Below are 7,820 nucleotides of genomic sequence, written 5' to 3'. Positions count from 1 at the left end.
CGCCGCCCGCGTATCCCTTCTTCCTTCCGATCCACAATGTCAAAGAACATAAATCCCAAGCCAAACCGCCCGGGAATTCCCCAACTCAAAACGCCAGCCAACCTGCCGGTCAACTCCGCCTCGCGTCGGGAGGCCACCTTCTAAGCCCTACACCACAACCCGTCAAACACTTTTTTGAAGGCGGTGTGAAAAAATTTCCACCGCCCGCCGCGGCGCGCCGCGGGCCTTCCGGACAAAGCGGTTTCGTCATCCCCGGCAAGGTGTTATGAAGACATGGGGTCGGCCATACAGAGGACAAAGACGATGGACACAGCCTTCCTGCGCATCATCATGCTGGGCGCCGGACTGCTGCTCGGCTTCGGACTGATGGGGTGTTCCGGGCAGGATCTGGCCGCATCGCCGAAGAGCGAGAGCGGCGCCACCGTCCCGCCGGTAGCAAGCTTCGCGCAGTTCAGCGACATCCCGGTGCCGAGCGGCGCCTCCATGGACATGGACCGCAGCCTGCTGCTCGGAGCCTCCGAGGCGTGGACCGGCCGCCTGGTCTATTCCACCAGCACCGACCCGGCCCAGGTGTTCGACCTCTACAAGGCGGAGATGCCGAAGTTCGGCTGGACCGAACTCACCGTCATCCGCGGCGAGCGCAGCATCATGAGCTATCAACGCGGCAGCCGCGTCTCCACCATCGAGATCCAGAAGAGCCGGTTCTACGGCGCCAGCGTTTCCGTCACCGTGTCGCCCAATACCGGCACCGGCGGCTCCTCCTCCTATGGCGGAGCGCCTTCGGGCGGGGTCAGCCGTTCGCCGCTGCGCTGAGGCGCGTCACTCCGCGCTGACGGAGCAGAACTGCCGCTTGGCGCGCAGGGCGCGGCAGACCTTGTCCGCCTCGGCGCGGGAGGAAATCGGCCCGGCGTAGAGGCGGTAGAAATCCCCCTTCCCCTTCACCGTGGCCTTGCGGATGTCGGGCGCGAGGGTCGCCAATTGGGGGCGGAACTTCTGGCGGACGTCGGTCCAGCCCGCCTGCGCCTGCGCCATGCTGCGGTACGAGGCGAGATGCACCGAGACCTGCCCAGGCAGCGGCGCGGCGGAGGCCCCGCCGGGAATCAGCATGCGCGGACCCGCAGCCCCCTCGGCGGGAGCTGCATCGGCGGGGGCGCGCATCGCCCCCTCCACCGCCTTCTGCTCGGCCTTCTGTTCGGCTTCGGTGATCAGCCCCATGGTGCGCAGGTGCTCCAACTGGCGCACCCGGTCGGCCGAGGCGATGAGATCGCGCGGCGCGGCCTCCGGCGCGGCCAGGGCGGCCGGCTTGGCAGGCAGCAGCGCGTCGAGGATCAGTTCGCGCTCCATGGCGTGCTCGCGCGGCGTGATCGCCCGGGTCTGCAACGCCTGCTGCAAGGACTTCAGGCGTTCCACCACCTGGTCCAGGGCCGGAACCGGACGCTCCAGACCCTTGGCGGGCGGAGATTCGGTGAGAGGCAGCAGCGCGCCGATGTTGGCGGCGCGGCGCGCTTGGTATTCCGCCGGGGTGACCAGTTCTTCGTCGCGCAGTTTGCGCAGCACCAGAAAGCGGTCGGCGACGGCGCGGGTGCGGGCGTCCAGCCCCTGCACCGGCCGCGCCGCATCGCCGGAAAACGGCATCGTCTGCACCGCGCCCCGGGGCACGGCGGCGGGTTCCATGGCGCGCGGCGACGCCACCGGCGCGAGGCCGGATGCGGCGGCGGGCGCGGCGGCATAGGGAGACGCGGCCTGCCAGGCGCCGGTGCGGGCCAGTTCCCCATCCACGCGGCGCATGTTGGCGGCGGCGATCTCGGCGATCGGCTGAACCTGCATGCGGTCCCAGCCGCCCACCGCGGCCATCTTGTTGGGGCGCAGGGAGAGCAGTTCCTCGTACATCGCGCGGGCGCGCACCGGGCGGTTGGTGTTCTGGTAGAGGATGCCGCCGGCGAGCAGGGCATAGGGGTTGCGCGGATCGCGCTTCAGCGCGGCCTCCACGTCCTGTTCCGCCGTGCCGAAGTCGCCGCGGGCGAGCGCCGCGAACGCCTGGTCGGCCATGGTTTCGGGGTTCGGCCCGAGGCTGTCGAGGAAGGTCTGCGGGTTGCTCTGCGGGCCGCAGGCGGCCAGCAGGACGGCGGCGAGTCCCGAAATCACGACCATGCGCCCGGCGCGGCGGCCGGGGCTTCCCTTGCGGTGAAAACGTCCGTTCATGCCTGCGAAGACTCCACATCCACACCCAGACCGGGGCAGTGTGACCGTTCCCCTGCCCCGAAGCAATCCTCATTCCGGTCAATATACTGATTTTGAAAGCAATCTGTCACAAAAAAGCGCGATTCCGGGGTTGGAGGCGCGGCGTCGTTGGCCTATCATCCGCGGGGGTGCGGCGAAACCGCCGCAATCCGCCCTGGATCGAGGGGTGCCATGGCCGAACCCGGTGCGGACGACGAAGCGCCGCAAAACGAAGTCGAGCTGAAACTCCTGACCGATGCGCGGACGGCCCGGCGCGTCTGGCGGCAACCCGCGGTCAAGGCGCTGTTTTCCGGCACGCCGCGGGTGCGGCGCATCCGCACCGCCTATTACGACACCCCCGACGACGCCCTGATGCAATACGGCTGCGCGCTGCGCGTGCGCTCCTGCGGCGAAAAGCACGAGCAGCACCTCAAGACCGCGGGCCATGTCGAGGGCGGCCTGTTCCACCGCCAGGAATGGCAAGCGCCGCTTTCCTCCGATGCGCCCGATCTCGCGGCCTGGGACGGCGAGGCGGCGGAAATTCTCGCGCCGCACCGCAAGTCCCTGCGCCGCCTCTTCGAAAGCGACATGGAGCGCACCGACGCCCTGCTGTCCAACGGCGTGTTCTCGGTGGAACTGGCGGTGGACATCGGCATCATCCGCGCCTTCGACGAGGAGGGCACGGCCGTGGCCGAGACGCCGCTCGTCGAGATCGAGCTGGAATGGAAGGGCGGCCCGGCGGAGCACGTCTTCGACCTGGCGCTCGACCTGGCGCGCGCCCTGCCCCTCGTCCTCGGCTGGCAGAGCAAGGCGGAGCGCGGTTACACCCTCTCCCACGGCGGCGGGCCGCAGCCGCGCCGCGCCTCTCTGCCGTCGATGCCGGCGGATACCCCCCTGCCCCGCGCCATGGCGCAGATCCTCAGCGAGACCATGGCGCACTTCCTCACCAACCAGCCGAGCCTCGAGGCCTGCGGCGCGACCGAGGCGGTGCACCAGATGCGCATCGCCTGCCGCCGCATGCGCGCCGCCCTGGCGCTGTTCGCCGATCTTCTGCCCGAGGCGGAACTGGCCGAGTTCCACGCCGGATTCCGCGATCTCGCGCTGGTTCTCGGCCGCGTGCGCGACCTCGACGTGCTGATCGGCGAGGGCCTGGCGCCGATCAACGCCGCGCCGGAGACCCCGGAAGAGGTCGCCCTCACCCTGCGCCGCCTGCTGCCGCTGCTGGAAACCCGCCGCGCCGAGCTTCTCGCCGCGGCGCGCGGCCGCATCGCCGCGCCGGAAACCGCGCTGCTGCTGCTGCGCCTCGGCCGCCGCCTCGTCCTCGCCGCGCAGGAGGAGCGCGGCGAGGCGCTCGCCTCCTTCGCCGACGCCGTGCTCGGCCGCCGCCACCATGCGGTGAAGCGCCGCGCCAAGCGCCTCTGCGCGCAGTCCGCGCCGCAGCGCCACGCCCTGCGCATCGCCGCCAAGAAACTGCGCTACGCCTCCGAATTCTTCCAGTCCCTCTATCCGGACAAGCCGATGCGCCTCTACCTGCGCAACCTCTCGGCATTGCAGGACATTCTCGGCAGCCTCAACGACATCGCCAACCTGCCGCAGCTCATCGCCGAAACCGCGGGCGAGGACGCCGCCACCGCCACCGCGGCGGGCTATGCCATGGGCTGGCACCTGCGGCGGCTGCGCTTCGGCCTGGAGGAGGCAGCGGAGGTCTGCCGCGCGCTGGACGCCGCGCCGCTGTTCCGGCGGCGCTGATTCTCCCATTCGATTCGCCGATCGTTTCACTGCGTAATGGTAAAAATTGCCGATGATTACCCACGCGAGTGCGCCAAAAGTCGTTTTTTTGGCGGTATTTTCGTTGGAAACATCAAAATTTCTTTCTCGTTGCAAGGTGTTGGAGGCATACTTCGTAGCTTAGGGTGGCATGACTGGGAAAAAAAGAATTCCACCGGATCAAAACGCCGAGGTGGGGCACGACTTCGCCGTGGGAGCGATGCGCTAGGCGGCAAGGGCCCGGATGGAACCGGTCGTGGCGGCGGTTTAGGCAGTGGGGCTAGAGGTTATGGTTACGGCGACGGTGAAATGGTTCAACCCGACCAAGGGGTTCGGGTTCGTGACGTTGAGCGACGGCTCTCCCGATGCGTTCCTGCACATTTCGACGATCGAACCCCTGGGGTTCCGCAATCTGCCGCAGGGCGCGGTCGTCGAATGCGAAATCGGCGACGGTCCGCGCGGCCTTCAGGTCAAGGCGGTTTCCGCGGTAAAGAACGCCGAGGCCGACGCGCAGGGCAGCGAGGCCGAGGGAACCGTGAAGTTCTTCAACACTTCCAAGGGTTTCGGCTTCGTGGTTCCCGACAGCGGCGGGCCGGACGTGTTCGTCCATGCGCGCACGCTGCAGCAGCACGGCGTGAACGAGCTGCAACAGGGACAGCGCGTGCGCCTGGTCATGGCGCAGGGGCCGAAGGGCCTGCAGGCGGTGGACGTCATCCCGCTCTGAAGCGCCGCTTCCCGGCGCTGCAAGGGCTTTCCCTCCCTCGGGGAAAGCCTGTATAGTTTCGCTGTTGCCCGATCGCCGTTCCACCCGCTCGGCGGCGCATCTCCCGCGGTGCGCCGCCGAGGGTGGCCTTCCGCGGAAAAGTGCGGTTTTTTCCGCATCGGGGGTGTGGATTTACACTAGCCCCGGTCCCAGGTTATGAGCTATACCCCGTCCACCCGGACGGGACGACCGTTCATCGATATCCGCCCCTCGCCGCCTGGGGCAATGGCCGTGCCGCACGCACCGCCGCCGGAGGAAGATGCGACAAATGAACTACGCACAGTTCTTCGAGGATAAGATTTCCGGCCTGAAGGCGGAGGGACGGTACCGCGTCTTCACCGAGATCATGCGCCACGTTTCGCACTTCCCCGAGGCGACCCACTACACGCCGCAAGGCACCAACGACATCGTGGTCTGGTGCAGCAACGACTACCTCGGCATGGGCCAGCACCCGGTGGTGATCGCCGCGATGCACGAGGCGATCGACGCCTGCGGCGCGGGCGCGGGCGGCACCCGCAACATCTCCGGCAACAACCGCTACCACGTGCTGCTGGAGCAGGAACTGGCGAGCCTGCACGGCACCGAGGCGGCGCTTCTGTTCACCAGCGGCTACACCGCCAACATGACCACCCTGATGACCCTCGGCGCGGTTCTGCCCGGCTGCATCATCTTCTCGGATTCCCAGAACCACAACTCGATGATCGAGGGCATCCGCCACTCGCGCGCGCCGCGCCAGGTCTTCCGCCACAACGACGTGGCCCACCTGGAAGAGCTGCTCGCCGCCGCGCCGGCCAACGCGCCGAAGCTGGTCGCCTTCGAATCCGTCTATTCGATGGACGGCGACATCTCCCCGATCGAGAAGATCTGCGACGTGGCGGAGAAGTACAACGCCATGACCTTCCTCGACGAGGTGCACGCGGTCGGCATGTACGGCCGCCACGGCGGCGGCGTCTCCGAGCGCGACGGCCAGTCGGCGCGCATCACCTTCATCCAGGGCACTCTCGCCAAGGCGATCGGCGTGCACGGCGGCTATGTCGCCGGGACGAAGGCGGCGATCGACTTCATCCGCTCGTTCGGCCAGGGCTTCATCTTCTCCTCCGCGATGCCGCCCGCAGTGGCCGCCGGGGCCCGCGCCAGCATCCGGCACCTCAAGGAACACAACGAGATCCGCGAGCGCCACCAGGAGCGCGCCGAAACCCTGCGGCAGAAGCTGCGCGCCGCGGACCTGCCGGTGATCGTCACCGACAGCCACATCGTGCCGGTGCTCGTCGGCGAGGCGTCGCGCTGCAAGCGCGCGAGCGACCTCCTGCTCGAAGAACACGGCATCTACATCCAGCCGATCAACTATCCCACCGTGCCGCGCGGCAGCGAGCGCCTGCGCATCACCCCGACGCCGCTGCACACCGACGCGCAGATGGACGCCCTGGTCGCCGCGTTGCAGGCGGTGTGGGCGAAGCTCAACCTGAAGATGTCGGCCTGACCAAGGCCGCCAGTCCTCCTCCAGCCCCGGATGACGCCGCGCGCCCAGCGCGGCGTTATGTTTCCCGGTATCGGCGGTGCGGCCCGGCAGGCCGCGCCCCCGCTCTCTCTTGCGTTGGATAAGCCTAACGATTACAGTCAATTATCGGCAGCATCAAGGGAGGAACGGCATGACCGCAACCGCCGCCGGATGGCGCAAGGATTTCACCTGGGGCGTCTCCACTTCCAGCTATCAGATCGAGGGCGCGCACGACGAGGACGGGCGCAAACCCTCGATCTGGGACACCCGCTGCCGCATCGCGGGCAAGATCGGCGGCGGCGACACCGGCGACGTCGCCTGCGACCACTACCACCGCTACCCGGAAGACATCGCCCTGATGGCCGGCCTGGGGCTGGATGCCTACCGCTTCTCGGTGGCGTGGCCGCGCGTGTTGCCGCGCGGCAAGGGCGCGCCCAACGAAAAGGGCCTCGCCTTCTACGACCGGCTGATCGACGCGCTGCTGGAAGCGGGCATCGAGCCGTGGCTCTGCCTCTATCACTGGGACCTGCCGCAGGCGCTGCACGACATCGGCGGCTGGGCGGTGCGCGACAGCGCGGGCTGGTTCGCCGACTACGCCGCGCTCGCCGCCAGGCGCTACGGCGACCGCGTGAAGAAATGGATCACCTTCAACGAGTTCGCGGTGTTCACCCTGTTCGGCTACGCGATCGACTGGAGCGCCCCGGGGATCACCGACCGCGACACCCACCTCAAGGTGATCCACAACGTCAACCGCGCGCACGGCATGGGCGTGGACGTCATCCGTTCCCTGGTGCCCGGCGCCGCCATCGGCGCGGTGCACAACCGCCAGGCGGTCTGGCCGGAAAAGGACACCGACGCCGACCGCGCCGCCGCCGCGCTGCTGCACGAGCACTGGAACCTCGCCTTCCCCGACCCGCAGCTCCTCGGCTGCTACCCGCCGATCCTGGGCGAGGCGATCGAGCCCTACGTGCAGGGCGGCGACATGGCGCAGATCTGCCGCCCCATCGACTTCTTCGGCCTCAACCACTACGGCCCGATCTTCGCCAAGGAAGAGCCGGACTCCACCTGGGGCTTCGCCTGGGGCAGCCCACCCGACGACGCGCCGAAATCCGAGATCGGCTGGGCGGTGTGGCCGGATGCCTTCCGCGACGAGCTGATCGACCTGTGCAAGACCTACAAGCTGCCCGTCGTCGTCACCGAGAACGGCTGCGGCGGCCACCTCGACGCGCCGGACGCATCGGGCAAGGTGCACGACGCGCACCGGGTGAAATACCTGGAGCTCTATACCGCCAAGATGCGCGAGGCGATGGAGAAAGGGGCGGACGTGCGCGGCTACTTCGTCTGGTCTCTCCTCGACAACTTCGAATGGGGCAGCGGCTACGGCCCGCGCTTCGGCCTCGTCCATGTGGACTACGCCACGCAAAAGCGCACGCCCAAGGACAGCTACGCCTGGTACCGCAGCTTCATCACCGCGGCGAAGGCGAAGTAAAAACCAAAGCGTTGCGAGGGGACTCGGTCCCCTCGCGCTCCCCCTAACTTTTTTCGCCGCGCCGCGGCAATCATGACCCTCGT

The 7,820-nt window shown here is 68.2% G+C and carries 7 protein-coding genes; 6 read left to right on the top strand and 1 reads right to left on the bottom strand.

From position 1 onward, the window contains the following. Both O7R11_RS13105 and O7R11_RS13100 read left to right on the top strand, forming a co-directional pair. A partial coding sequence (locus O7R11_RS13105) for a hypothetical protein (RefSeq protein WP_337997980.1) occupies positions 1-269 on the top strand: 269 nt, incomplete at its 5' end. A gap of 34 nt (positions 270-303) precedes the next feature. Continuing rightward, a complete protein-coding gene (locus tag O7R11_RS13100; protein WP_337997979.1) occupies positions 304-813 on the top strand; it encodes a hypothetical protein in 510 nt (169 codons plus the stop codon). 6 nt (positions 814-819) lie between these two features. On the opposite strand, the gene O7R11_RS13095 is transcribed toward O7R11_RS13100, so the two are convergent. Beyond that, positions 820-2,202 carry an SPOR domain-containing protein gene (locus O7R11_RS13095; protein ID WP_337997978.1) on the bottom strand — a complete coding sequence of 461 codons (1,383 nt, stop codon included), beginning with the start codon at positions 2,200-2,202 and terminating at the stop codon, positions 820-822. A gap of 210 nt (positions 2,203-2,412) precedes the next feature. Here O7R11_RS13095 and O7R11_RS13090 point away from each other — a divergent pair, with 210 nt between their 5' ends. The 4 genes from O7R11_RS13090 (at position 2,413) to O7R11_RS13075 (ending at position 7,737) form a co-directional block, all read left to right on the top strand. Next, a complete protein-coding gene (locus tag O7R11_RS13090; protein ID WP_337997977.1) occupies positions 2,413-3,969 on the top strand; it encodes a CYTH and CHAD domain-containing protein in 1,557 nt (518 codons plus the stop codon). A gap of 307 nt (positions 3,970-4,276) precedes the next feature. Beyond that, positions 4,277-4,711, top strand: coding sequence for a cold-shock protein (locus tag O7R11_RS13085; protein ID WP_337997976.1), 435 nt, complete (start codon positions 4,277-4,279; stop codon positions 4,709-4,711). Between the two features lie 307 nt (positions 4,712-5,018). Beyond that, positions 5,019-6,230 carry a 5-aminolevulinate synthase gene (gene hemA, locus O7R11_RS13080; RefSeq protein WP_337997975.1) on the top strand — a complete coding sequence of 404 codons (1,212 nt, stop codon included), beginning with the start codon at positions 5,019-5,021 and terminating at the stop codon, positions 6,228-6,230. 169 nt (positions 6,231-6,399) lie between these two features. Beyond that, a complete protein-coding gene (locus O7R11_RS13075; RefSeq protein ID WP_337997974.1) occupies positions 6,400-7,737 on the top strand; it encodes a GH1 family beta-glucosidase in 1,338 nt (445 codons plus the stop codon). The last annotated feature ends 83 nt before the right edge of the window (positions 7,738-7,820 follow it).

Source organism: Oleispirillum naphthae, from assembly GCA_027864655.1.
GTDB lineage: Bacteria > Pseudomonadota > Alphaproteobacteria > Rhodospirillales > Rhodospirillaceae > Oleispirillum > Oleispirillum naphthae.
The sequence above is the reverse complement of the archived record's forward strand: the minus strand, read 5'-3'. Positions and strand labels throughout refer to the sequence as shown.